The sequence below is a fragment of the Agrobacterium tumefaciens genome (assembly GCF_017726655.1).
Lineage (GTDB): Bacteria > Pseudomonadota > Alphaproteobacteria > Rhizobiales > Rhizobiaceae > Agrobacterium > Agrobacterium tumefaciens_B.
In genome coordinates, this window is the sequence record NZ_CP072308.1 from 2854234 (window position 1) to 2878471 (window position 24238).

A 24238-nucleotide genomic window follows, 5' to 3' on the forward strand; every position below is an offset into this window, starting at 1 on the left:
GAAAACCTCATAAAAAATGATGTATTTATGATATCATAAATTGGTGTCGTATCAAGACGGTTGTTGAGGCTGATTGCTTTTGAAGGGCCTAGCGCGTCAACATTGCCGCTGACGCATGGTCGGTTCATTTAAAGGAACCGCGTTATCCGGTCTTGCAGACCTCACTGCCGGCGATGCGCGGGGATCGCGGTCTTGATACCGCTGCCGGATGACCGCTGGATTACGCAATGGAAAACGCCGCGAGCCCGGTGGCTCGCGGCGTTTTATAGAGGGCTGAACTCTGACTACTTAGTTGAAGTAGCTCTGCAGCGGCTTCACTTCGAGATTGCCGGCCTTTAGCGCCTGGATGGCGAGGGCTGCGGCTTCTGCGCCGGCCATCGTCGTGTAATAAGGCACCTTCTGCATCAGCGTGGCGCGGCGCAGCGATTTGCTGTCCGAAATCGCCTTGTTGCTGTCAGTGGTGTTGATGACCAGCTGGACCTGACGGTTGCGGATGGCGTCTTCGATATGCGGACGGCCTTCCTGCACCTTGTTGATCTTCTCGGCGTTGATGCCCTTTTCGGCAAGGAAACGCTGGGTGCCGCCGGTCGCCAACACTCTGAAGCCGCTTTCCACGAGAATGCGGATGGCGGGCAGAACGCCTTCCTTGTCCTCGTCACGCACCGAGACGAAGACCGCGCCGGAGCGCGGCAGGTCGACACCGGCGCCGAGCTGGCTCTTGGCGAAGGCGAGCGCGAAATCCGTGTCGAGGCCGATGACTTCACCGGTCGAGCGCATTTCCGGCCCGAGCAGGATGTCGACGCCCGGGAAGCGCGCGAAGGGGAAGACAGCTTCCTTGACGGCAATGTGCTTGAGGTTACGCGGATCGGGCTTTTCGCCATAAGCGGCAATTGCCGGGCCAAGCTTTTCGCCGGCCATGACGCGGGCGGCAATCTTGGCGATCGGCGCGCCGATGGTTTTTGCGACAAATGGCACGGTACGCGAGGCGCGCGGGTTGACTTCGAGAACGTAGATCGTCCCGTCCTTGATGGCGTATTGAACGTTCATCAGGCCGCCGACCTTGAGCGCCTTGGCAAGAGCGGTCGTCTGGCGTTCCAGTTCGTCGAGCGTTTCCTTAGACAGCGAACGCGAAGGCAGCGAGCAGGCCGAGTCGCCCGAGTGGATGCCGGCCTCTTCGATGTGTTCCATGATGCCGGATACGAAGACGTTTTGGCCATCGCACAGCGCGTCGACGTCCACTTCGACGGCGTTGGTCAGGTAGCTGTCGAACAGAAGTGGGTTCTTGCCGAGCAGGGTGTTGATCTGGCCGGTCTTGTCGTTCGGGTAACGCTGCTTGATGTCTTCGGGAACGAGCCCCGGAACCGTGTCGAGCAGGTAGGTCTGGAGCTGACCTTCCGAATGGATGATCTGCATGGCGCGGCCACCCAGAACGTAGGACGGGCGAACGACCAGCGGGAAGCCGATTTCCGAGGCGACGAGGCGGGCCTGCTCGACCGAATAGGCGATGCCGTTGTTCGGCTGGGCGAGATCGAGCTTCATCAGCAGCTTCTGGAAACGATCGCGGTCTTCTGCGAGGTCGATCATGTCAGGCGCGGTGCCGAGGATCGGAATACCGTTCTTTTCAAGCGCCTCTGCGAGCTTCAGCGGGGTCTGGCCGCCGAACTGCACGATGACTCCGACGAGCTCACCCTTTTCCTGTTCGGCGCGCATGATCTCGATCACGTCTTCGGCCGTCAGCGGCTCGAAATAAAGGCGGTCGGAGGTGTCGTAGTCGGTAGACACCGTTTCCGGGTTGCAGTTGATCATGATCGCTTCGAAGCCGGCGTCCTTCAGCGCGAAGGCGGCATGGCAGCAGCAATAATCGAACTCGATGCCCTGACCGATACGGTTCGGACCGCCGCCGAGGATGACGACCTTTCGGCGGTCGGAGACCTGCGCTTCAGAGCGGGCGGCGCCGACGAAGGGAATTTCATAGGTCGAATACATGTAAGCAGTCGGCGAGGCGAATTCAGCCGCACAGGTGTCGATGCGCTTGAAGACCGGGCGGACGTTCAGGCTGTTGCGCAGCTCGGCCACTTCCTTCGGGCGCTTGGACGTCAGGCTGGCGAGGCGGGCGTCGGAGAAGCCCATGGCTTTCAGCATCCGCAGATTTTCGGCATCCTGCGGCAGCCCATGCTCGCGGATGCGGGCTTCCGTATCCACGATGGCCTTGAACTGGGCGATGAACCACGGGTCGATCTTCGAGTTTTCGTGGACTTCCTCTTCGCTCATGCCCATGCGCAGCGCCTGGACGACCATGCGCAGGCGATCCGGCGTCGGTGTGCCGATGGCGGCGCGGATCGCGTTCTTGGAGCCTTCGCCTTCTTCGAAGCCGGGAATTTCGATTTCATCGAGACCGGTGAGACCGGTTTCGAGGCCCCGCAGCGCCTTCTGCAGCGATTCCGCGAAGGTGCGGCCGATGGCCATGACTTCACCGACCGACTTCATGGCGGTGGTGAGGATTGGCGACGCGCCCGGGAATTTCTCGAAGGCGAAACGCGGGATCTTGGTGACGACGTAGTCGATGGAGGGTTCGAAAGATGCCGGGGTCGCACCGCCGGTGATGTCGTTTTCCAGCTCGTCCAGCGTGTAACCGATAGCGAGCTTGGCGGCGATCTTGGCGATCGGGAAACCGGTTGCCTTGGAAGCCAGCGCAGAAGAGCGCGACACGCGCGGGTTCATTTCGATGACGACGAGGCGGCCGTCCTTCGGATTGACGGCGAACTGCACGTTGGAGCCGCCCGTCTCGACGCCGATCTCACGCAGCACCGCAATCGAGGCGTTGCGCATGATCTGGTATTCCTTGTCCGTCAGCGTCAGCGCCGGCGCGACGGTGATCGAGTCGCCGGTATGGACGCCCATCGGATCGATGTTTTCGATGGAGCAGATGATGATGCAATTGTCCGCCTTGTCGCGGACGACTTCCATCTCATATTCCTTCCAGCCGAGAACCGATTCTTCGACCAGAACTTCCGTGGTCGGCGAGGCGTCGAGACCACCAGAGACGATGTCGAAGAATTCCGAACGGTTATAGGCGATGCCGCCGCCGGTGCCGCCGAGCGTGAAGGATGGGCGGATGATGGCGGGCAGGCCGACATGATCGATGGCCTGGGCGGCAATGGCCATGGCGTGAGCCATGTAACGCTGCTTGCGGTCGGTTTCGCCGAGGTTCCACTGGTTTTCCAGCTCGTCCAGCGCCTTGTCGAGGTCCGGGCCGGAGAGCTTGCCCTTCAGTTCCGCCCGCGCAGCTTCATGCTTCTTGCGGTCGGCATCCTTGATTTCGGTGGCGTTGGCGAGCATCGAGCGCGGGGTTTCAAGGCCGATGCGGGCCATGGCTTCGCGGAAGAGCGCGCGGTCTTCGGCCATGTCGATGGCTTCGGGCTTCGCGCCGATCATTTCGACATTGTAGCGGTCGAGAACGCCCATGCGCTTGAGAGAAAGCGCGGTGTTGAGCGCGGTCTGGCCGCCCATGGTCGGTAGCAGCGCGTCCGGGCGCTCCTTGGCGATGATCTTGGCCACGACCTCAGGGGTAATCGGCTCGACGTAAGTGGCGTCGGCAAGACCCGGATCGGTCATGATGGTGGCCGGGTTGGAGTTGACCAGGATGACCCGGTAACCTTCCTCCTTCAGCGCCTTGCAGGCCTGCGTGCCGGAGTAATCGAATTCACATGCCTGACCGATAACGATCGGTCCCGCGCCGATGATGAGGATGGACTTGATATCTTGGCGCTTCGGCATGGGCTCTCTCGTTCCGCTTTTCGGTTGCGCAAAACACCGGCCAGGGTGGAAGATCACCGGCCGGGGAGCGCAATTCAAATGTTTTCAGGCTAGAAGCGGCTTATAGGCAAATGTTTTTGAGAACGGAACCCCATAAATTCCGGAATCGACAGAAACTCTTAACGGGCAGGGGCAAGCGCGGCAAAACGGGCCTGTACCGCCGAGGTGTAAGGGCGACTGACGATGACACTTCTCGTGTTCCTGGTGTTGCCCAGCCAAAGAAAACGACGGCCGGGCCTTTAACCAATCCGCTTCCGCATCGACCATGTTCTTCCGGAACAAACTTGATTAGACTGCTGTTATACGGTGTCTTTTGAGGCAATTTTCGGGGAGACTATCATGGAATGGAGAGGGCGCCGCCAGTCGGACAATATCGAGGATCGTCGTGGAATGTCCGCGGGTCCCGGTGGGGATCCGTTTTCGCGTGGCGGCATGCGTATACCCATCGGCCGTCGTGGCGGCGGCATCGGCATCGGCGGCCTTCTGGTCATCCTTCTGATCAGCTGGGTTCTCGGCATCAACCCGCTGACACTGCTGACCGGCGGTGATCTTTCCATGGATGGTGGTGGTACCACGCAGCAGTCCGGCACCCGTCCGCAGGGCCAATCGTCAGATGAGACGACAGCTTTCGTACGCACGGTGCTCGCTGAGACGGAAGACACCTGGAGCGGCATCTTCCAGTCTGCTGGCGAGACCTACCAGAAACCCACGCTCGTGCTCTTTTCAGGCCGGGTCGCTTCGGCTTGCGGCTCTGCGTCGGCGGCGAGCGGCCCGTTCTATTGCCCGAACGACCGCAAGGTCTATCTCGACACCAGCTTCTTTAATGAACTGGACAAGCGTTTCGGCGCCTCAGGCGATTTTGCGCAGGCCTACGTCATCGCCCATGAGGTTGGCCACCATGTCCAGAACCTGACGGGCGTCCTGCCGGAGTTCAACCGCCGCCGCCAGTCGATGAGCGAGACGGATGCGAACAAGATGTCGGTGCGCGTGGAGCTTCAGGCAGATTGCTACGCCGGCATCTGGGGCAAGTTCACCGAGCAAAAAGGCATTCTTGAAACCGGCGATCTCGAAGAGGCCCTGAACGCCGCTCACCAGATCGGCGACGACACGTTGCAGAAGCAGACGCAGGGTTACGTGGTGCCGGACAGTTTCAACCACGGCACCTCGGCGCAGCGCGTTGAATGGTTCAAGCGCGGTTTCCAGAGCGGTCGTGTCGAGGACTGCGATACGTTCTCGGCTAATATCTGAGAATAGCACTGAAAAAGGGGGGCGATGAGCCCCCTTTTTTCATCAACGCATCAGGAGTGCGACGGCATACATGCCGAGCGCAAAAACCGTGTGGGCGACAAGGTTCATGATGCGAACCTTTGTGGGGTTCGGCGTCTTCGCTGCCGCCCAGCCGATACCCAGCCCCGGTTGCAGCAGAAACCAGCCCGCGCCGACGGTAACGATGCCGACGATCCACGGCTCGATGAAGGACGGATTGGCAAACCATGCGGTTGGGACGACCAGCGCGAGAACGATGCCGTAAAGGATGCCGACCGCGTAGTGCGAGATCCAGCCGAGCGCCAGTTCGTGCTCATAAGGTTCCGCCGTGGCGATGCTGTCGTGAAATATCCGGCCCTTCGGCACATGCCAGAACCAGCGGCCAACCGGTGCCCAGTTGGGCGCGGACTGGCCAAAGAACCGGTGCAATACGATTGCCCATATATCCATAAATACGGTGCCGCCAATACCCATGGCAATGCCGCGCCACATCAGTTCCAGCATAGATTCCTCCCCATGATGATGATCGATCAAGCTCTAGCGGATCGGGTCGATGGCGGAAATGGTCTATTGCCGGAGGTGGCGAAGAAAAATGGCCGGATTGTCCCGGCCATGAGATTCGTGAGAAGCAGGCTGGAACCTCTCCTCCGTCATGCTCGGGCTTGTCCCGAGCATCTGCAACCTATTTTTTATACGAGATGTGGTTGGATCCTCGGGACAAGCCCGAGGATGACGTCGAGAGTGGGTGACGGTTGGCCATGATCCGGTGCTATAATGACCGGGCCAATATCGTTTTCCCTCTAGGCAGCACGCCCATATTCCGCCTGCCGCCGCGAGGCCGTGGCGAGCTGGAACTGCGCAAGCAGCTCGTTGAGCGCCGCCGCTTCCGAAGCGAGGCCATGGCTTGCTGCCGTCTGCTCCTCGACCATGGCGGCGTTCTGCTGCGTGCCCTGATCGATGGTGTTGATGGCGGTGTTGATTTCCTGAAGGCCGGTCGACTGTTCGCGCGATGCGGTGACGATCGCATCGATGTGGCGGTTGATCTCCTGCACTTCGCGGACGATGGTTTCCAGCGCCTTGCCGGCATTGCCGACAAGTTCGACGCCGGACTGCACCTGCGAGGTGGAGGCATTGATCAGCGTCTTGATCTCCTTTGCAGCATTGGCGGAGCGCTGAGCAAGCTCGCGGACTTCCTGCGCAACAACGGCAAATCCTTTGCCGGCTTCACCGGCGCGGGCGGCTTCGACACCGGCGTTGAGCGCGAGCAGGTTCGTCTGGAACGCGATTTCATCGATGACGCCGATGATGTTGCTGATCTCGGACGATGATTTCTCGATGCCTTCCATGGCGCGGACGGCATCTTCCACGATGACGCCCGACTGCTCGGCATTGCTGCGCGCGCGATCAACCAGACGGCCGACTTCTTCGGCGCGGCGCGCGGAATCCTTGACCGTGGTCGTGATCTCCTCAAGAGCCGCCGCTGTTTCCTCAACTGAAGCCGCCTGCTGTTCGGTGCGGCGGGCCAGATCGTCGGCCGACTGGCGGATTTCACCGGCGCCGGCATCGATCGCAAGCGCATTCTGCCCGACGGTGCTGAGCGCAGCGTTCAGCTTGGCGACGGAATTGTTGAAATCGTCGCGCAGGCGGTCGATGCGGGACACGAACGGCGTATCGATACGGTAATTGAGATCGCCGTTAGAGAGATGAGCAAGGCCCTTCGCCAGCGAATCGACGGCGAACTGAATATCGGCCGCGTCCTTGGCTGCCAGTCGTTCCCGCTCATTGCGCTCCTGTTCTGAAAGCGTGCGGTTTTCTTCGGCATCTCCTTCAAGCCGCAGGCGCTCCATGGCGTTCGAGCGGAACACGGCAACGGCCGCAGCCATGGAGCCGATCTGGTCGGTGCGTTCCTGGCCGGGAATGGCGACAGCGAGGTTGCCGGCAGCCAGGCCTTCCATGGCAGATGTCATCTGCGTCACCGGGCGAACGATGAAGCGAGACAGAACTGTGGCGAGAAGGCCGATCATGATAGCTGCCGCGAGAATAGTGGCGATGGTCGCGGCCATGCGGAACTGTCCGATGGCGCCATAGGCAACATCCGAATCGACGACGAAGCCGAGATACCAGTCGACCGAAGGCAGGCCCGCAACCGGAATGAAGCTCGTGATCTTGCCCTTGCCGTCGATTTCGGTCTGCGAAATGGCGGAGGAAATTGCCGGCGTATTAACCTTGAAGAGATCGGTCAGCGGCTTGTCGACGAATTTTGCATCGGGGTGGATGAGGATCTTGCCGTCCTTGCTGACGAGGAAGGCATATCCGTCCTTGCCGGCATCCACGGACGTGATCATCTTGACCAGGGAGTCGAGCGAGAAATCGCTGCCTGTCACCCCGGCGAGCTTGCCGTTGACGGAGACCGGAATAGCGGCCGTGATGATGAGCCCGCCGGTCGAGGCGTCATTATAGGGCTCGGTGAGAACAGTTTTGCCAGCCTTCACAGCATCCAGATACCATGGGCGTTTGCGCGGATCGTAACCCTCCGGCAGCGGTGTCTTGGGGAAGGTGGTGAAGGTGCCGGTCTCGGCATTGCCGAAATAGGTCGACATGAACTGCGCTGTCAGCACGTCGTTTTCCAGGAACGCCAGCTTGGCACCGTCTTCCGGAAGCTTGGCAAGGGTCTTTGCCACTGTCTCCGTCAGCATGATGCGGCCGTTCAACCAGTTGGCGATGCTTTGCGCTGCCTGCTTGCCGGAGGAATCAATATTGTCCGCCACGGCTTCGGTTGTTACCCGATGCTGCAGACTGTCGATATAATATGAGAAGCCCGCAAAGGCAGCGACGACGAGAGATGACGCGGCAACAAGAATGCGCGTCATGAGATTTGTTTTCTTCGGCAAGCTACAGATCCTTGAAGCCGGATGTACCGATAAGGTCATCATGAACAGTGGTTGGGAAAACATGCCTCAAAGGCGGGAATATTCTGCGTCATGCAGCTTATGATTTTAAAAGCACTCTCAGATGTTCTCACGAATAATGATGAATGGTAAAATTCGACTAAACTTATGTTTAGATGGTGCGTCTTTTCCGACCTTGCGGTAACGCGTCGTTGCTGCTTAATTTTTAACCATCCACTGCTGCCGGTTGCGTGGAGGCAGCGATTATTTTATTCATCTCGAGCTGCCGTTGCGCAAATCGCGGGCAACGGCCAATGTTCGGGTGAAATACAATGTCTTCGTCGGTTGTTGCTGGAACCGTTCCGTCCGGATCGGGGTCGTGGTTTTCGCATTTCAAGGCTACGCTTGTTCTCGGAATTCCTCTTATTGGCGCGCAGCTCGCGCAACTTGGCATCCATACCACCGATATGGTGATCGTCGGTCAGCTGGGGGCTGAGAAGCTCGCGGCGATGGTGCTGGCCGGGCAGTTCTTTTTTGTCGTCTTTATTTTTGGTACGGGCTTCTCTGTCGCCGTTGTGCCCATGGTGGCGCAGGCTTACGGACAAGGCGATGCAACATCTGCGCGCCGCTCGCTGCGCATGGGCATGTGGGTGGCGATCGCATACTGGCTTCTGACGCTGCCGATCTTCATGAATGCCGAGCGGATTCTGGTTGCGCTCGGGCAGAACCCGGCTGTGGCGTCGCTGACGGGCCATTATCTTGCCATCGCCAAGTTCGGCCTGCTGCCGGGACTGCTGTTTTATGTGCTGCGCGGCCTTGTCAGCGCCATCGGCCGGGCAGGCATTATTCTTTATGCCACCATCATTATGCTGGTGATGAATGGTATACTGGCTTATGCGCTGGTTTTTGGCCATTTCGGCCTACCCGCCATGGGCATGAATGGCGCGGCCGTCGTTGCTGTCATCGTCAACGCCTTCAGCTTCATCTTCATCGTCGCTTATGTGCAGACGCGGGAGGAAACGAAGAAATACGAGCTCTTCGTGCGCTTCTGGCGGCCGGACTGGCATGCGCTGTTTGAAGTGCTCCGTCTCGGCCTGCCGATCAGCATCACCATTCTTGCGGAGGTGACCCTGTTTGCGGCTGCCTCGATCCTGATGGGGCAGATCGGCACGGTGCAGCTTGCGGCCCACGGTATTGCCCTGCAGCTCGCCTCCATCGCCTTCATGATTCCGCTCGGTCTGTCTCAGGCGGCAACGGTTCGTGTGGGCGTAGCGCGGGGGCAGGGGGATTTCAGGAATCTCATCCGTGCCTCGATCATGATCTACGCCATTGCCTGCGGCATCGCCATCTGCGGCGGCATCCTGTTTGCGGCGGTGCCGGAATTCCTGGCGAAGTGGTTCCTCGATCCGAAATTGCCGGAAGCCGCGGAAGTTCTCGCTTATGCCAGCAGCCTCGTGGTGATTGCCGGCATCTTCCAGCTCGTCGATGGCATTCAGGCGGTCACGGCAGGCTTGCTGCGCGGGTTGAAGGATGCGCGCATACCAGCAATGCTGGCGCTCATTTCCTATTGGCCGATCGGGCTGGCGCTTGCCTGGACCATGGCCTTTCCGCTCGGCTTTGGCGGACGCGGCGTATGGTTCGGCTTCGTGATCGGTCTTTCGACAGCCGCGGTTCTTCTCACCATCCGCTTTGTGCTCTTGGTGAAGCGTGAAATGAAAACGGCCCGCTGAGAAGCGGGCCGCATGTAATGTCTGGATTGGAAAAGTATCAGCGTTCGGCGAGCGCTGCCTCACCCTTCTTTTCACGCAGCAGGTTGACGAAGCGGCGGAAGAGATAGTGGCTGTCCTGCGGACCCGGCGATGCTTCCGGGTGATGCTGGACGGAGAAGACCGGCTTGCCGGTGATGCGCAGCCCGCAATTGGTGCCGTCGAACAGCGAGATATGGGTCTCTTCGACGCCTTCGGGCAACGACTTGGTGTCGACCGCAAAGCCGTGGTTCATCGAGACGATTTCAACCTTGCCGGTCGTGAAGTCTTTGACCGGATGGTTCGCGCCGTGATGGCCCTGATGCATCTTTTCGGTCTTGGCGCCGACCGCAAGGCCGAGCATCTGGTGTCCGAGGCAGATGCCGAAGATCGGCAGGTCGGTCTTGATGAGGTTCTGGATGACGGGAACGGCATACTCGCCCGTTGCGGCCGGGTCTCCGGGGCCGTTGGACAGGAACACGCCATCCGGCTTCAGCGCCATGATGTCTTCAGCCGAGGTCTGTGCCGGAACGACCGTGACCTTGCAATCGAGACCGGTAAACAGGCGCAGGATGTTGCGCTTGACGCCGAAATCGACGCAGACAACATGATATTTCGCATCGGCTTCGCCGAGCGTGCCATAGCCCTTGTTCCAGACCCACGGCGTTTCGGCCCAGGTGGAGGACTGGCCGGAGGTGGCTTCGATGGCGAGATCAAGGCCCACAAGGCCGCTCCACGCCTTGGCTTCCGCTTTCAGCGCTTCGACATCGAAGACACCGTTCGGATCATGGGCGATAACGGCGTTCGGCGCACCGTTTTCGCGGATCCATGCCGTCAGGGCGCGGGTGTCGATGCCGCAGAGGCCGATGACGCCGCGGGCCTTCAGCCAGGCATCCAGATGCTTGACGGCACGGAAGTTCGAGGGGTCGGTGATGTCAGCCTTGAAGATGACGCCGACAGCACCACGGCGGGCGGCGGGCGTCAGGTCTTCAATGTCTTCCTCATTGGTGCCGACATTTCCGATATGCGGAAAGGTGAAGGTGACGATCTGGCCGAGATAGGAGGGGTCGGTCAGGATTTCCTCGTAACCTGTCAGCGCCGTGTTGAAGCAGACCTCGGCCTGAACCTTGCCGGTTGCGCCGATGCCCGTTCCTTCAATCACCGTGCCATCGGCAAGAACAAGCATTGCAGTCGGTTTGCGGGTAGTCCAGGGCGCTGTCTCGGTCATCTCGTTCCGTTTCTGCCGCTTCGCACCCCGCCTCTTGAAAGGCAGGGGGTAAGGGGCCATTTTTGTCGCAGGCTTCGTGACATAAAGGGGCGCGCGATAAAGCTCGCGTTCCGACCCTTCGTTAAAATCTCGTGCAGGTGCCGGAAAATAACGAAAGCAGCCCAAGCGGTCAACCGCAGGGCCAAGATTTACGCGGATTTAAGCTGCCGTAGATTCAAGGGCTTATGCAATTGATTTGCTTGAGCGTGTTTGCTCGTTTATGTCGTTGCGAAAAATAAGGCGGAAAGTTTCCGTATCAGGAAGCTTGATAGCGGGCTTTCCCAAGGAGAAGAAAAATGCTGCGCGACGTGTTCGCTAATAGTTTGAAGGATGCGCTGAAGGCTCGTGACGCCAGACGCACATCGACCGTGCGTCTCATCCAGACGGCCATCAAGGATCGCGATATCGCCAATCGCGGCGTGGGCAAGGACCCCGTCAGCGACGAGGACATCATGCAGATCCTGACAAAGATGGTCAAACAGCGCGAGGAATCCGCTGCCATCTACGAGGGCGCCGGCCGTCCCGAGCTTGCCGCTCAGGAGCGCGAGGAAATCGTCATCATCAAGGAATTCATGCCGGAAGAAATCCCGGCCGAAAAGGTGCGCGAACTCTGCCAGGCAGTCATTACTGAGACCGGTGCTTCCGGCCTGCGTGACATGGGCAAGTGCATGAACACGCTGAAAGAGCGCTATCCCGGCCAGATCGACTTTGCGAAAGCCTCGGGCGTCGTGAAGGAACTGCTGAAGTAAGTTCGGCATTGGCGGAAAATGTAAAGGCAGGGCAGATGTGGGCTGCCCTGCCTTTTTTCTGTCGACGAAAATGCACTCCGGCGGATCAGAATGCTGACAAGCGCAGGCTTTTTCGGGGGGGGGGACGTGCCTGCGGTGCGTCGGCAGATTTCTGTGAAATCGTTGCTTCGACTGTGATTATGGTTGTACACCGCCCAGACGCACCGCTCAAATTACAAAAACATAATTTTTAGTGATGCTGCAGCGCCACAAATTTGCCAGAAGCGGGCGCAAAGGCGTTGCCATCTTTCGTGCCGCCCTGTGAATAACGGGTATAGTGGCTGTTAGCCTGTTCCAAGGGTTGGTACTGGCGCCATTCCGCGCTTATATGGAAGACTGGCCTCGAACAGGTAACCCATGCGCTTTTCCAATTCTTTCCTCGATGAGATACGCGACCGCGTGCACATCTCCGATGTGATCGGTCGACGTGTGTCATGGGATAAGAAGAAGACCAACACGTCGCGTGGAGATTATTGGGCCTGCTGCCCGTTCCACGGCGAGAAAAGCCCGAGTTTTCACTGCGAGGACCGCAAGGGCCGCTATCATTGCTTCGGCTGTGGCGTATCGGGCGATCATTTCCGCTTTCTGACGGAGCTCGAGGGTTTGAGTTTCCCCGAGGCCGTGCAGCAGGTTGCCGACATGGCAGGCATCCCCATGCCGCAGCCTGATCCCCAGGCGGAAAAGCGGGAGCGCGAGCGTACCTCGCTCCAGGACGTCATGGAAATGGCGACGCTGTTCTTTCAGGATCAGCTGCAAACGGCGCTTGGCGCGCGAGCGCGGGCCTATCTGCGTGATCGCGGGCTGACGGGGCGCACCATCGAGACCTTTCGGCTGGGTTATGCGCCCGACAGTCGCAACGCACTGAAGGAACATCTGGCAAGCAAGGGCGTCCCGAAGGAGCAGATGGAAGCCTGCGGGCTGGTGGTGCATGAAAACGTGCCGGTCTCTTACGACCGGTTTCGTGACCGCATCATGTTTCCGATCCTGTCATCGCGGGAAAAGGTGATCGCCTTTGGCGGTCGCGCGATGGCCGCGGATGCGGTGGCAAAGTATCTCAATTCCAATGAGACCGAGCTGTTTCACAAGGGCAATGTTCTCTACAATTTTTCGCGGGCGCGCCGTGCATCGCAGGCGGCCGGCGGTACGGTCATCGCCGTCGAAGGGTATATGGATGTCATCGCGCTTTACCAGGCCGGTGTCGAAAATGCCGTTGCCCCGCTCGGCACTGCGCTGACCGAAAGCCAGCTCGACCTGCTCTGGAAGATGTCGCCGCAGCCAATCCTCTGCTTCGATGGCGATGGTGCGGGCATTCGCGCCGCCAACCGTGCGGCCGACCTCGCCTTGCCGCATATCAAGCCGGATCGCTCCGTCAGCTTCGCGCTGCTGCCTGACGGCAAGGACCCGGACGATCTCGTGCGGCTGGAAGGGCGTGCGCCGTTTGACCGGGTGCTGTCGGAAGCAAAGCCGCTCGCCGCGATGATCTGGAGCCGCGAGACGTCGGGCGTCACTTTCGATACGCCGGAAAAGCGTGCCCAGCTTGAAAGCCGGCTGCGGCAGATCGTTGCCGTCATCGGCGATGAAACGGTGCGCCGGTTCTATCAGCAGGACATGCGCGACAGGCTGAACGGCTTCTTCCAGCCACGTTTTCAGCAGGGCGGAGCCCAGACCGGCAATTTCCGTCGGAACGGCGCACAACCGGCGGGCCGCGGTTTCCAGCGCAATGCGCCGGGAAGGGGCGGGGCGATGGCCGCGCCGGCCAGCAGCATTTCGGACCGGCTGGCGCAGTCCGGCCTCGTCAAGGGATACCAGACCAAGCCGTCCCTGCGGGAAAGCGTTCTCGCCATTACCATTGTCAACCATCCCGAACTGCTGCTCGAGGAATATGACGAGATCGCCGCCATCGACTACGAGAACCGCGATCTTCAACGGCTGTGGTCATCGGTGCTTACCTATGCAGCCGAAAACGCAGCGGAAATTTCCCGTGCATCGCTCATCGAGCGGCTGTCCCAGCAGGGTTTTGAGCCGCTTCTGAAAGCGATGGACCAGCAGGTGCGCAACGCCCGTCTGTGGACGGCAACCGAGCAGGCCGCAATGGAAGATGCGCGCGAGGGATATGTGCAGGCACTTTCGTTGCACAAGCGGACGAAGTCGCTGCTGTGGCAGAAGCGTGAACTGGAGCGGGAAATCGCCGAAGCGACGGACGACGAACGTGGCACGCTTTTGGTGCGGGCGTTGGCTGAGGTGCAACTGGAGATCGGTCGCATGGAAAATCAGGAGGCTATCATCGACGGTTTCGGCGTCATGTCCGGCCGGGTGAAGGGACCGGCTTTTGGCCACGGCTGACCTGCGCCGAGAATTGAACGGCCAATGGGGTTGCCTTTTGCGGCCAGCATCCTAAATAGGGGATAGTCTGGTGATAACCCGCAAAATGCGGCTCTTTTTAATAATTCCGCGGCTGTCTCGCCTTCAAAGGCTTGACGGGGCGGGAAATAGCGGGAATCACCAATTCAGGAAAAGTAAGGTGGAATGAGCCTTGGCGGATAGAAGTTGCATGAGCAAGCATTTCCGGGTGCACCGTCTTTGCATTCTGCCTGAGGCTGCCGTGGTTAATCGGCAATTAAAGATCACTCCGTTAGGTGTCTGACAGTGATTCGCGGCAAAACGCTGTATGCTCATCGGGCGGACGGCGATGCGGCGGAACAGGTGTTAGCGTCAGGGAAAGCGACGAGATAGATGGCAACCAAAGTCAAAGAAAACGAAGAAGCAGAAAACGAACGCGACGGTGCGACGGATGGCCCGCTTCTCGACCTTTCGGATGACGCAGTCAAAAAAATGATCAAGGCCGCCAAGAAGCGCGGCTATGTGACCATGGACGAATTGAATGAAGTTCTTCCGTCCGATCAGGTTGATCCTGACCGGATTGAAGACATCATGGCCATGCTGTCGGAAATGGGCATCAACGTCATCGAAGACGAGGACGCAGAAGAAGCCGCCGCCAGCGACGATGACAGCGATTCCGAAAGTGACGATTCCGAGGGTGGCGAACTTGCGCCCTCCGGCGGCACCGCACTTGCGACCGCCAAGAAGAAAGAACCGACCGACCGTACCGATGACCCGGTGCGCATGTATCTGCGCGAAATGGGTTCCGTGGAGCTTCTGTCGCGCGAAGGCGAAATCGCCATCGCCAAGCGCATCGAGGCCGGCCGCGAAACGATGATTTCGGGCCTGTGCGAAAGCCCGCTGACGTTCCAGGCGCTGATCATCTGGCGCGACGAACTCAACGAAGGCACGACGCTGCTGCGCGAGATCATCGATCTCGAAACGACCTATTCCGGCCCGGAAGCCAAGGCTGCGCCGCAGTTCCAGAGCCCGGAAAAAATCGAGGCTGACCGCAAGGCTGCCGAAGAGAAGGAAAAGACCCGCAAGCTGCGCGCGCCGACCGGCGACGAGGATGTGACGGACGTGGGTGGCGACGGCCTGCCGCCGGAAGAGGAAGAAGAGGACGACGACGAGTCCAACCTTTCGCTTGCTGCGATGGAAGCCGAACTGCGCCCGCAGGTCATGGAAACGCTCGATACCATCGCCGATACCTACAAGAAGCTGCGCAAGCTTCAGGATCAGCAGGTGGAGGCACGTCTTGCCTGCACGGGCACGCTCTCTTCCGGTCAGGAGCGCCGTTACAAGGAACTGAAGGATCAGCTGATCACGGCCGTGAAGTCGCTGTCGCTGAACCAGAACCGCATCGACAGCCTTGTCGAGCAGCTCTATGACATTTCCAAGCGCCTGATGCAGAACGAAGGCCGTCTGCTGCGCCTTGCCGAATCCTACGGCGTCAAGCGCGACAGCTTCCTCGAGCAGTATCACGGTGCGGAACTCGATCCGAACTGGATGAAGTCGATCGCCAATCTGGCCGCTCGTGGCTGGAAAGAATTCGCGCGCGAAGAAAGCAACACAATCCGGGAAATCCGCCAGGAAATCCAGAACCTCTCCACGGAAACCGGCATCTCCATCGCCGAATTCCGCCGCATCGTTTCGATGGTGCAGAAGGGCGAACGCGAAGCGCGCATCGCCAAGAAGGAGATGGTCGAGGCCAACCTGCGTCTCGTGATCTCGATTGCGAAGAAGTACACCAACCGCGGCCTGCAGTTCCTCGATCTCATTCAGGAAGGCAATATCGGCCTGATGAAGGCGGTGGACAAGTTTGAATACCGTCGTGGTTACAAGTTCTCGACCTATGCGACGTGGTGGATCAGGCAGGCAATCACCCGCTCGATTGCCGACCAGGCCCGCACGATCCGTATTCCGGTGCACATGATCGAAACGATCAACAAGATCGTTCGTACCTCGCGCCAGATGCTGCACGAGATCGGCCGCGAGCCGACCCCGGAAGAGCTGGCCGAGAAGCTGGCCATGCCGCTGGAAAAGGTTCGCAAGGTTCTGAAGATCGCCAAGGAGCCGATCTCGCTCGAAACCCCGGTGGGTGACGAAGAGGATTCGCATCTCGGCGACTTCATCGAAGACAAGAATGCGCTGCTGCCGATCGACGCCGCCATTCAGGCGAACCTGCGCGAGACGACGACCCGCGTTCTGGCGTCGCTGACGCCGCGTGAAGAACGCGTTCTGCGCATGCGCTTCGGCATTGGCATGAACACGGACCACACGCTTGAAGAGGTTGGCCAGCAGTTCTCGGTTACCCGCGAGCGTATCCGTCAGATCGAGGCGAAGGCGCTGCGCAAGCTGAAGCATCCGAGCCGCTCGAGAAAGCTCCGCAGCTTCCTCGACAGCTAAGCTTTTGGCTATGTAAAAAAATGGAACCCGGTCAGTCGGCTCTGGCCGGGTTTTTTATTTCCCGCGCTGGCGAAGTCTGCGACAAGCCTTATGTGTGAACGTGAGCACGTCGTTCTGATGGACGTGCTCAGCCTCGATTTGGTTCGATGAGATGCAACAGGTTTCGGCAGGCAGGTGGCGACGCGGAGGATGGGCTGTGCCCGTCTCGGTATTGCTGCATCTTGCGATTGTCGCGCTGTTCTTTTTTCAATTGCCGGAGCGGATAGCCGAACCGCAGGAGCCTGAGAGCGTCAGCGTCGAACTGGTGCCGCCGCCGGAGGAAAAAAAGCAGGAGGAACCCCCGCCGCCTGTTGCGCCTGCCGAAGAAGAAAAACCAAAACCGCTGCCACCCCCACCGCCAAAGGAGGAGGCGAAGCCGACACCGCAACCGCAAGCGACGCTACCGTCGATCGCAATGAGGCCGGAAGAGGCTCAGGCCGATCCCGAGGATAAGCCCGGCAAGACGGAGGAAACGGAAAAGCCGCAGCCATCATCGGACCCGGCGAGCCAGCCCGAGAAAAGTGCCGAGGAAAAGCCCGCGCCCCCCGCTGCCAACAGCGACCTCAAGGCTTCCGCCGAACAGGGGGAGATTGCGGTTTCTCCTGTGAAGGAGGAAACTCCACCGAAGGAGCCGCCTGTGCCGCAGGCAAAACCGGCAGAGGAAAAACCTTCCGAGGTCAAGGAAGACAAGCCGGCGAAACTTCCGGCCGCCAAGAACCTGCTGTCATCGGCTCTGCTAACACCGGCGCAGAGACGGCAGATGTTCGGCGATCTGCCGCCACGCCGCCGCATCGTGCAGCTTTGCAGCACGGAAGCGCTCGCGCAAATTCAGGGCGCTGGTTTTGCCGCTAGGGGCATGATTCCATATTCCGATACGGGCGGCAGGATTTCCGGCAATTCTCTCGACGCTTCTGGCGGTGCGTTCAACACAGGCAGCGGCTGGCACGACGTGTCGTTTCAGTGCGAGGTCGATTTGGAAAATTATGCGGTGACGGAGTTTCGATTCAAGATCGGCGAGGAAATAAGCCGTGAAGACGTGAAGAAGCGAGGCTTTGCGCAGTTTCAGTGAAGGCGCATTTTCTCAGCTTTGACCATCGCAGCCTGGTCCTGCGGCTTTCGTGTTGTCTCTTGGCTTCTCCCCAACGCCCTTGACAGAATAAGACATTCGAAAGGTCGCAAATCCTCGCCGCGAGCTCGGAGAGGACTCCGTTTTTATACCCGCTCAATATCTCCGACCAGAACCGCAATACCCGCCATCAGCGCATCCTCGTCATAGGGCTTCCTGATCACTGGCACGGTCCCAAATTCATCCGGCACCATGCTGCCATCGGCGTAACCGGTGGCGAACATGAACGGGATGCCTCGGTGGTAAAGTTCGCGGGCAACGGGGATCGAGGTGTCGCTACCGAGATTGATGTCGAGAATGGCGACATCAGGAACATAGGTTTTCAGCTTCTCGATCGCCATCGCTGACGAGGTCGCCGTTTCGATCGTCTTGATGCCGTTATCCTCCAGCATGTTCTCGACGTCCATGGCGATCAGCATCTGATCTTCGACAAGTAAGACTTTCAACGGCTCCTCCCGATTATAGCGCCTGGGCTGCGATGCGGGTTCATTCTCCGCTGGCGTGTCGGCTGTTGTCGTGGCCGACGAGACGTGACGGAAAGGCAGGAGAATTTCCGCCTCAAGCCCATCCTGCAGGTAACGCAAGGTGCTGCGCCCGCCGAGATCGTAGGGAATGCTGCGGCTGATGAGCGCCGTGCCGAAACCGGCGCGGGATGGCGTCGGCAGTTTTCTTGGCAGGATTTCCCGCCACTCAATCTCGCAGTCGCGGTTCTCTGTGATCTGCCAGCGCACATGCAATTGCCCACCGTTTTGCGACAGCGCGCCATATTTGGCGGCATTCGTCGCCAGTTCGTGCAAGACCAGCGCCATGACGGAGAAAGCGCGGGAATCGAGCGTGACCTGGGGGCCTTCCAGATTGACCGTGGTTTCGGGAGACCGATGCGGCGAGAGCTCCGCCTCGAGAAGGTCGCGCAGGGCACCGCCACCTTCGCCGCGAATGATCTGATCGTGTGCAAAGGACAGCGCCTGAATGCGCCCCTTGAGCGCCGTCACATATTCCTGAAGCGTCTTTCCTTCCTGGGAGGGATTGCCGACCAGCGATTTGATGATGGCGAGGACGTTCTTGACGCGGTGATTGAGCTCTTCATTCAGCATGCGCTGGCGAACTTCCGCGCGTTCTCTTTCGCCGGCCATGAGTTCGCTGTGATGAAAGGCAACTTCGACCAGCGCTATTCTGGCTGCCTCGGCGATTTCCCGGTCGTCCTCCGACCAAGGCTGCGCCTGCAAACGCACCGTCTCTTTCCAGATCGCAAAGCTTTTGCGAGGCGTGAGACGGTCGCCCATCGGGCCGCTTTCATATTGCTTTTCCGGATTGCCTGCCCAGTTCAGGTTCTGCACGATCTCCTTGCGGAAGAACAGCAGGTAGTCATCCTTGACCTGTGAGAGGGGAATGGCAAGCATGCCTGCAGCCGTGCCAGCATAGAGCTCCGCTTCCGGTATGGCATGCGACAGCGCATGGGTGGCCCACACCCTGCCTTCGGATGCGGAGGCGGCGAAACGCACCAATCTCGGAATGACGTCCTGGGGTGGCGTAGCCCCATGGCCGTGCCAGTTGTTTCCCACCCAGAGGCCGACGCCGTCGCATGGCATCAGATCGGCAAAATCCTGGAAACTGTCGATCAGCAGTTCTTCGATATTGGCGTGATGGGCAGCAAGGCGCAGAAACCGATCGAGCGCTGCATGGGCGCGGTTGATGGTATCGAGCCGGCGCTTCTGCTTCAGGACCTGCAGATGCATGGAGAAAAATTCCCCGAACATCTCCGCTGCGATCCTGACCGGCATGGAGAGCACGCGCGGCGAATAATGGTGGCACGCGATCAGGCCCCACAGGGCACCGTCGACGATCACCGAAATGGACATGGAAGCGCCAACGCCCATATTGCGCAGATATTCGCAATGAATGGGAGAGACGCTGCGCAGATGCGCGTAAGAGAGATCGAGCGGCTCACCGGAGGCATCGATGGCAGGCAGAACCGCGACGCGGGCACCGCTTGCATCGGAAATGATGCGCAGTGTGTTTTTCAGATAAAGCGCGCGTGCCTGTTGGGGTATGTCGCCGGCGGGGAAATATTGCCCGAGGAAGCTTTCCAGCTCCGGCTGCTTTGCCTCCGATACGACTTTGCCGGCGCCATCCTCTTCAAAACGATAGATCATCACCCGGTCATAACCGAGCGTTGCCTTGATGAGTCGGGTCGTTCGGGAGATCAGGCTTTCGACGCTATCGGCCTCGCGAATGCGGTCTACCATCTTGCGCGCGGTGCCAAGCGGCTGCGTCTCACCTCTGGACGGTTCAAACTCAACGATTGTCGTGGATTTATAGCGATGCAGCGTGATGTCGAAACTGCGGCCATTCTCCAGTTCCGTGGCTGGCAACATGGCGGGGCGTGTTGTCCTGCCGGTGACGGTGAGGGCGTTGCGAAGATCGTGGACGAGTTTCTTGCCAAGCACCTCTTCGGCGGTTTTGCCGTTTATATCACCCGCGATTCCAAGCACGTCGCGACAGTTCTCGGAGTGTCGCACGACGACGCGCATGCCATTATCGCAGGCAATGAGACAGCCGTGCGGTTGGATATAGCCTGGTATGTGGATCGGTTCGCGATCGCAGTTTGTCAGATCTAATCGATAATCACCGGACGCCATCTATCAGTCTTTCGCGGCCAGTGCATGTGAGCGGCCAGGGCGTGGCTTTTGCTCGAGGTAAGGGGAGCCGAAGTCATTCATTCTAGTCCGTCTGCCCTTCCTCATTTGCAACTATTACCGGTCTTCTTTGTTCTCGAATTGGGACGCCGAAGCCGCGTTACTTATGTACCCCTAGCGATACCGGGTACAATTTGACATAGCAGAACGTCGGAAATGCCAATTTTGTTCCGACTATAAGAAAGAAAAAATGTGCCGCAGAAGAAAATAACCATCGCGACGCGCGGACAGGGTCTTTACGAGTTCACGCGCCAGGCAAACGAGCTGGTGAGGGACGCAGGGCTCGACGAGGGGCTGCTGACGATTTTCCTCAGGCACACTTCCTGCTCGCTGCTCATTCAGGAAAATGCCGACCCGGACGTTCAGCGTGATCTCCTTTCGTATTTTTCCCGGCTTGTACCGCCTTCCGATGACCCCTCCATGCGTTGGATCATCCACACGCTCGAAGGCCCGGATGACATGCCCGCCCATATCAAGTCGGCCCTGACCACTGTCTCGATCGGTGTGCCGATCAGCGACGGCAGGCTGGTGCTCGGCACCTGGCAGGGGATTTATCTGTTCGAACATCGTGACCAACCGCATCGGCGGGAGATTGTGTTGCATATCTCTGCGTGATCTCTGGATCGGATTGAGGCTTTCGGCGTTAAGCACCCTGAACGCCTGCTGAACATTCGGTTCTGCTGATATTCAGATGGGCGATCCTAATGTCGCATCAATCGCCGGGGAGGTTCTCCTGTCGGCGTAGAAACAAATGGAGTGAATTCATGTTCAGCACCTTTGCAAAAACCGGCCTGGCTGCTCTGATCGCCCTTGGCGGTATCTCTTTTACCGCTCCGGCTGCTTCTGCCGCCTCGGATGTCCAGCTGCGCGTTCAGGTTCGTGATGGTTATGGCCATGGTCAGGGCTGGGGTCGCCCGGGTCGCCCGAACCGCGGCTGTGCGCCGTGGCTCGCTGAAGAAAAGGCAAGCCGCATGGGCATTCGCCGCGCACGTGTTGTCGATGTGTCGCCGCGCCGTGTCGTGGTTGCTGGCTTCGACCGTCATGGTCGTGACCGCGTCGTCTTTGCGAACGAGCGCGGCTGCCCCGTCATTCGCCGCTAACAGCCCTCAGTTTTATCGACCTGCTGATATCCCCGTCGAGCAGAAAGATTAAAAATGCCCCCCGCTTGTCCTGAAGGACAGGCGGGGGGCAATTCATTTTCAGGAAGACGTTGCGCCGACGCGGAGGCAACGACGGGCGACACGATAGCGTGCCGCCCGCTCGTGCACTTACTGATCGAGAGCGAAGGTCACGTTCACGACGACGCTGTAGTTGTTCTCGCCGGAAGCAACGGGAACGCTATCGGCTTCCTTCATCATCGAAGCGCGCATCGCGCCTGCGGGCACCGGCATCGGGCGCTGCATGTTTTCGCTGATCTGGATGACACGGCCGAGTTTGACGCCTGCGGCTTCCGTCAGGGTTTTCGCCTTCGCCATGGCATCGGCAACCGCCAGTTTGCGGGCTTCCGTCACCGTTGCGTCCGGCTTGTCGTTGGTGAAGGTAATGTCGCCGCCCTGGTTGATGCCAAGTTTGACTGAGGTGTCAAGGATCGTCCCGAGTTTCTTCAGGTCCCGCACGCGAACCGTGAGCCCATTGGACACCTGATAGCCTGTGATTTCAGGCGCGACGTAAACGCCGTCCTTCGGTTCATAATGTTTGTAGAGCGGCTGCACCGAGAAGTTGCTGGTCTGCAGGTCGCGGTCTTCAATGGCGGCGTCCTTGAGCGCTTTCAGAACGTCCGCCAGCGCCTTGGAGTTCTCGGTGAGTGCCGCAGCGGCGGTCTCTGCCTGCTTGACGACGCTGAATGACAGGATCGCCATATCGGGAGCAATGGCCGCCTGACCTTCGCCGGAAACACTGATCGTGGCTTCGCGCGGGTTGGCCTCCTGCGCAGATACCTGGGCGGCAAGCGGCATGATGGCTGCTGCTGTCATTGCGGTGAGCGCGAAAAGGCGGGCCGTTTTGGTCTTCATGGTGTTTCCTCTATGATTGAGTCCCTGCGACGGGTATTGCCTCAGATTGTGTAGCGAATGCGGCGGGATCGCTCTTGGCAGGCATGATTGGCTTGTCGGGCTCAAAAAATTGCGTTAGAGCGTGACCCACCGGATTCGAACCATTGCGGACCGGTGGTTTCGGACGAGTTTTTCCGGAGAGGGCCTGTAGCTCAATGGTTAGAGCCGGCGGCTCATAACCGCTTGGTTGGGGGTTCGAGTCCCTCCGGGCCCACCATTTCCCTTTGAACACAATCGCTTATGAAGAATGGTCTGACGATTGCGGCTTTGCGACGCGTCGTGTCTCGCCTGGAGTTCGTCTGGCTTGCGCCGAGGGCAAGCCAGACTGACAGGTGTTTGGGATCAGTCGCAGACCCGCATGCTTTCCGTGTGCCAGCCGCCATCATAGGAATTGGGCACACGCCGGTCTTCGAACCAGCAGCGCGGCGGGGGCGGCGGTGGCGGTTCATAGTAGCGGGGGCCGCCGTTGCCGTTGGCGATTGCGCCGCCGATCAGGCCGCCGATGACGCCTGCAGCGAGGCCGCCGGCAATGGCGGCGCCGTCATTGTGGCGGCGATGTTCGCGGTAGGGCGGTGGGGGCGGGCCGCCGCGGTCATAACCACGGTCGTAGCGCGGACGATAGGGATAATCCTGCGCGGCAGCGGTGCCGTAGGACGCAAAAACACTGCCAGTCGCGATAAGCGCGGCAATGGTAGAAAGAATGATCTTTTTCATCGGGGCTACTCCATAAGCCTGCTTGCGGAGATAGAGGCCTATTATGCCCGGATGATGGCACAGTATGGGTGAACGGCCTGTGAATGGCGGATTGCCGAATGTTCATGTTGCGTGGGCGAGCAAGCCGAACGGGTGGGGAGGAATTTAGCCCCGATACGCAAAAAGCCCGGCTTGGCCGGGCTTTTCCTGGTAAATTTGGTCGGTGATCAGAATTTCACACCGAGACCCACTTTGACCGTGTGCTGATCGAAATCGGTATTGATGCCGAAGATGTCCTTGTCGCCATAATCGTTGTAACGATATTCCAGGCGGCCGAACACGTTGTCGGTAAACGCATAGTCCAGGCCTGCGCCAACGGTATAACCGTTGAAGGTCGTGGTGTCCTTACCGCCGGGCGTTTCGATGAAGCCGCGGGTCGCGGTCCAGCCGGCAGTACCATAGATCAATGCGCGGTCGAAAGCATATCCAACGCGTCCGCGAACGGATCCCTGCCAGTCGGTGCCGACGTTGACACCCGCATAGTCGTTGTCGTTCCAGTTGTAATCGACATCACCTTCGATACCGAGGACGAAGTTGTTATCGAACTGGTAGTTATAGCCTGCGAAGGCACCGAGAACGCCACCATCGAAACTATCCGATACGACGGGTCCGCCGGCTGAAAAATCGCCGTTCGCCCAGCCTGCACCGCCCTGAATACCGAGGTAAGGTCCAGACCAGGTAAAGACGGGCAGCGTTTCCTGTGCGACTGGCGGTGCCGGGTTTTCATACACTGCATCCGCGGCCATCGCCGTGCTGGCCGACAGGGCCAGGAGTGACGTTACGATCAGCGTTTTCATCGTTTTCTCCCTGAGCTGACTGACATCCATAGCATAAATTAGCTACTTTAAATATGGGGCTGGATTTCGCGGTTCCAAGAGGCTGTGCGTCCTCTTGGCATTGCTTGGCCAACGACCCCGGATCGCGGCTTTTTATCGCCCCGCATCATTCTACTGTTGCTGCGAACGCCTTTGGCTGCATTTGGTTCCGCGTGTTGTTCCATCGAAGGTGCCAGGGT

At 59.3% G+C, this 24238-nt stretch carries 16 protein-coding genes and 1 tRNA gene; 9 read left to right on the top strand and 8 right to left on the bottom strand.

Features of this window, described 5'->3' with window-relative positions; translation table 11 throughout:
- Positions 1-288: 288 nt before the first annotated feature.
- A complete protein-coding gene (carB, locus tag AT6N2_RS13955; RefSeq protein WP_209087498.1) occupies positions 289-3777 on the bottom strand; it encodes a carbamoyl-phosphate synthase large subunit in 3489 nt (1162 codons plus the stop codon).
- A gap of 378 nt (positions 3778-4155) precedes the next feature.
- Between carB and ypfJ the strand changes: the two genes are divergently transcribed.
- Positions 4156-5064 (top strand): KPN_02809 family neutral zinc metallopeptidase, encoded by a 909-nt coding sequence (ypfJ, locus tag AT6N2_RS13960; RefSeq protein WP_063950641.1) that lies wholly within the window; start codon positions 4156-4158, stop codon positions 5062-5064.
- A 42-nt stretch (positions 5065-5106) separates the two neighbouring features.
- Here ypfJ and AT6N2_RS13965 read toward each other — a convergent pair whose 3' ends face one another.
- Positions 5107-5586, bottom strand: a complete 480-nt coding sequence (locus AT6N2_RS13965) for a DUF2938 domain-containing protein (RefSeq protein WP_063950640.1) — start codon at positions 5584-5586, stop codon at positions 5107-5109.
- 296 nt (positions 5587-5882) lie between these two features.
- Positions 5883-7973, bottom strand: coding sequence for a methyl-accepting chemotaxis protein (locus tag AT6N2_RS13970; protein WP_063950797.1), 2091 nt, complete (start codon positions 7971-7973; stop codon positions 5883-5885).
- A 329-nt stretch (positions 7974-8302) separates the two neighbouring features.
- Between AT6N2_RS13970 and AT6N2_RS13975 the strand changes: the two genes are divergently transcribed.
- Positions 8303-9700: an MATE family efflux transporter gene (locus AT6N2_RS13975; RefSeq protein ID WP_209087501.1), complete on the top strand. Its 1398-nt coding sequence runs from the start codon at positions 8303-8305 to the stop codon at positions 9698-9700.
- Positions 9701-9737: 37 nt separating this feature from the next.
- Here AT6N2_RS13975 and carA read toward each other — a convergent pair whose 3' ends face one another.
- A complete protein-coding gene (gene carA / locus AT6N2_RS13980) occupies positions 9738-10943 on the bottom strand; it encodes a glutamine-hydrolyzing carbamoyl-phosphate synthase small subunit (protein WP_144577288.1) in 1206 nt (401 codons plus the stop codon).
- 335 nt (positions 10944-11278) lie between these two features.
- On the opposite strand from carA, the gene AT6N2_RS13985 reads away from it, so the two are divergent.
- The 4 genes from AT6N2_RS13985 to AT6N2_RS14000 all read left to right on the top strand — a co-directional run bounded on the left by AT6N2_RS13985 (position 11279) and on the right by AT6N2_RS14000 (position 17666).
- Positions 11279-11731, top strand: coding sequence for a GatB/YqeY domain-containing protein (locus AT6N2_RS13985; protein ID WP_063950638.1), 453 nt, complete (start codon positions 11279-11281; stop codon positions 11729-11731).
- A gap of 396 nt (positions 11732-12127) precedes the next feature.
- Entirely contained in the window at positions 12128-14113 is a 1986-nt protein-coding gene (gene dnaG, locus AT6N2_RS13990; protein WP_209087503.1) for a DNA primase, read from the top strand.
- Positions 14114-14503: 390 nt separating this feature from the next.
- Positions 14504-16558 carry an RNA polymerase sigma factor RpoD gene (rpoD, locus tag AT6N2_RS13995; protein ID WP_063950636.1) on the top strand — a complete coding sequence of 685 codons (2055 nt, stop codon included), beginning with the start codon at positions 14504-14506 and terminating at the stop codon, positions 16556-16558.
- 196 nt (positions 16559-16754) lie between these two features.
- Positions 16755-17666 (top strand): DUF930 domain-containing protein, encoded by a 912-nt coding sequence (locus AT6N2_RS14000; RefSeq protein WP_209087505.1) that lies wholly within the window; start codon positions 16755-16757, stop codon positions 17664-17666.
- Positions 17667-17809: 143 nt separating this feature from the next.
- Here AT6N2_RS14000 and AT6N2_RS14005 read toward each other — a convergent pair whose 3' ends face one another.
- Positions 17810-20362 carry an HWE histidine kinase domain-containing protein gene (locus tag AT6N2_RS14005; RefSeq protein ID WP_209087507.1) on the bottom strand — a complete coding sequence of 851 codons (2553 nt, stop codon included), beginning with the start codon at positions 20360-20362 and terminating at the stop codon, positions 17810-17812.
- A gap of 249 nt (positions 20363-20611) precedes the next feature.
- On the opposite strand from AT6N2_RS14005, the gene AT6N2_RS14010 reads away from it, so the two are divergent.
- Entirely contained in the window at positions 20612-21034 is a 423-nt protein-coding gene (locus tag AT6N2_RS14010) for a secondary thiamine-phosphate synthase enzyme YjbQ (protein WP_144577293.1), read from the top strand.
- A gap of 149 nt (positions 21035-21183) precedes the next feature.
- Positions 21184-21519: a hypothetical protein gene (locus tag AT6N2_RS14015; RefSeq protein WP_063950632.1), complete on the top strand. Its 336-nt coding sequence runs from the start codon at positions 21184-21186 to the stop codon at positions 21517-21519.
- 168 nt (positions 21520-21687) lie between these two features.
- Here the strand turns inward: AT6N2_RS14015 and AT6N2_RS14020 are convergent, their stop codons facing one another.
- Entirely contained in the window at positions 21688-22431 is a 744-nt protein-coding gene (locus tag AT6N2_RS14020) for an SIMPL domain-containing protein (protein WP_063950631.1), read from the bottom strand.
- Between the two features lie 180 nt (positions 22432-22611).
- Here AT6N2_RS14020 and AT6N2_RS14025 point away from each other — a divergent pair.
- Positions 22612-22687: transfer RNA gene (locus AT6N2_RS14025), tRNA-Ile, on the top strand.
- Between the two features lie 125 nt (positions 22688-22812).
- Here the strand turns inward: AT6N2_RS14025 and AT6N2_RS14030 are convergent.
- A complete protein-coding gene (locus tag AT6N2_RS14030; protein ID WP_063950630.1) occupies positions 22813-23184 on the bottom strand; it encodes a hypothetical protein in 372 nt (123 codons plus the stop codon).
- A 206-nt stretch (positions 23185-23390) separates the two neighbouring features.
- Positions 23391-24020: an outer membrane protein gene (locus AT6N2_RS14035; RefSeq protein ID WP_209087509.1), complete on the bottom strand. Its 630-nt coding sequence runs from the start codon at positions 24018-24020 to the stop codon at positions 23391-23393.
- Positions 24021-24238 lie beyond the last annotated feature (218 nt).

Excerpts from the sequence above, each read along its gene's own strand:
- AT6N2_RS14035 (WP_209087509.1), bottom strand. The coding sequence starts at position 24,020 with ATGAAAACGCTGATCGTAACGTCACTCCTGGCCCTGTCGGCCAGCACG.
- AT6N2_RS13965 (WP_063950640.1), bottom strand. The coding sequence starts at position 5,586 with ATGCTGGAACTGATGTGGCGCGGCATTGCCATGGGTATTGGCGGCACC.
- carA (WP_144577288.1), bottom strand. The coding sequence starts at position 10,943 with ATGACCGAGACAGCGCCCTGGACTACCCGCAAACCGACTGCAATGCTT.
- rpoD (WP_063950636.1), top strand. The coding sequence starts at position 14,504 with ATGGCAACCAAAGTCAAAGAAAACGAAGAAGCAGAAAACGAACGCGAC.
- ypfJ (WP_063950641.1), top strand. The coding sequence starts at position 4,156 with ATGGAATGGAGAGGGCGCCGCCAGTCGGACAATATCGAGGATCGTCGT.
- AT6N2_RS13985 (WP_063950638.1), top strand. The coding sequence starts at position 11,279 with ATGCTGCGCGACGTGTTCGCTAATAGTTTGAAGGATGCGCTGAAGGCT.
- AT6N2_RS14015 (WP_063950632.1), top strand. The coding sequence starts at position 21,184 with ATGTTCAGCACCTTTGCAAAAACCGGCCTGGCTGCTCTGATCGCCCTT.
- AT6N2_RS14020 (WP_063950631.1), bottom strand. The coding sequence starts at position 22,431 with ATGAAGACCAAAACGGCCCGCCTTTTCGCGCTCACCGCAATGACAGCA.
- carB (WP_209087498.1), bottom strand. The coding sequence starts at position 3,777 with ATGCCGAAGCGCCAAGATATCAAGTCCATCCTCATCATCGGCGCGGGA.
- AT6N2_RS14030 (WP_063950630.1), bottom strand. The coding sequence starts at position 23,184 with ATGAAAAAGATCATTCTTTCTACCATTGCCGCGCTTATCGCGACTGGC.
- AT6N2_RS14005 (WP_209087507.1), bottom strand. The coding sequence starts at position 20,362 with ATGGCGTCCGGTGATTATCGATTAGATCTGACAAACTGCGATCGCGAA.
- dnaG (WP_209087503.1), top strand. The coding sequence starts at position 12,128 with ATGCGCTTTTCCAATTCTTTCCTCGATGAGATACGCGACCGCGTGCAC.
- AT6N2_RS13975 (WP_209087501.1), top strand. The coding sequence starts at position 8,303 with ATGTCTTCGTCGGTTGTTGCTGGAACCGTTCCGTCCGGATCGGGGTCG.